Consider the following 691-nt stretch of genomic DNA (forward strand, 5'->3'; position numbering starts at 1 on the left):
GGCTTGCCTCTTGGGGTTGTAGGACACTCTGTACGGAGTTACAAAGGAACGAGGTAGATGAAGAGGTCTGGAAAGGCCCGCCATAGAAGGTAACAGCCCTGTAGTCAAAACTTCGTTCTCTCCTGAGTGGATCCTGAGTACGGCGGAACACGTGAAATTCCGTCGGAATCCGGGAGGACCATCTCCCAAGGCTAAATACTCCCTAGTGACCGATAGTGAACCAGTACCGTGAGGGAAAGGTGAAAAGCACCCCGGAAGGGGAGTGAAAGAGATCCTGAAACCGTGTGCCTACAAGTAGTCAGAGCCCGTTAACGGGTGATGGCGTGCCTTTTGTAGAATGAACCGGCGAGTTACGATCCCGTGCAAGGTTAAGCAGAAGATGCGGAGCCGCAGCGAAAGCGAGTCTGAATAGGGCGAATTGAGTACGTGGTCGTAGACCCGAAACCAGGTGATCTACCCATGTCCAGGGTGAAGTTCAGGTAACACTGAATGGAGGCCCGAACCCACGCACGTTGAAAAGTGCGGGGATGAGGTGTGGGTAGCGGAGAAATTCCAATCGAACTTGGAGATAGCTGGTTCTCTCCGAAATAGCTTTAGGGCTAGCCTCGTGATGAGAATACTGGAGGTAGAGCACTGTTTGGACTAGGGGGGCATCTCGCTTTACCGAATTCAGACAAACTCCGAATGCCAG

The 691-nt window shown here is 52.5% G+C and carries 1 rRNA gene; it reads left to right on the forward strand.

Annotation, left to right across the window (positions count from 1 at the left end):
- Positions 1 to 691 (forward strand): 23S ribosomal RNA (locus SB764_RS38185); the annotation flags it as partial.

The sequence above is a fragment of the Paraburkholderia sp. SIMBA_027 genome (genome assembly GCF_046535315.1).
Classification (GTDB): Bacteria; Pseudomonadota; Gammaproteobacteria; order Burkholderiales; family Burkholderiaceae; genus Paraburkholderia; species Paraburkholderia tropica.